Raw genomic sequence first — 441 nt, forward strand, 5'->3', positions numbered from 1 at the left:
TCCTGGTGCCGAACGAGCGCGGCCTGGACCGGGCGCTCGCGCTCGGCGCCCGCCGCGTCGCGGTCTTCGCCAGCGCCACGGAGTCCTTCGCCAAGGCCAACCTGAACCGCACGGTGGACGAGGCGCTGGCCATGTTCGAGCCGGTGGTGGCGCGGGCGAAGGACGCGGACGTGCACGTCCGGGGCTACCTCTCGATGTGTTTCGGCGACCCGTGGGAGGGTCCGGTCCCCGTCGGGCAGGTGGTGAAGGTGTGCCGGGCCCTGCGGGAGATGGGCTGCGACGAGCTGAGCCTCGGCGACACCATCGGGGTGGCGACCCCGGGGCACGTCAGCGCCCTGCTCACCGCGCTGACCGACGCCGGCGTTCCCGTGGAGACGCTCGGCGTGCACTTCCACGACACGTACGGCCAGGCCCTCGCCAACACGTACGAGGCCCTGCGCC

1 pseudogene is annotated in these 441 nt (G+C 73.2%); it reads left to right on the forward strand.

The annotated features are described in order from the left end of the window. Positions 1–441: pseudogene (locus tag ACOV8S_RS31365) on the forward strand (hydroxymethylglutaryl-CoA lyase); the annotation flags it as partial.

The organism is Streptomyces sp. CO7 (genome assembly GCF_053474865.1).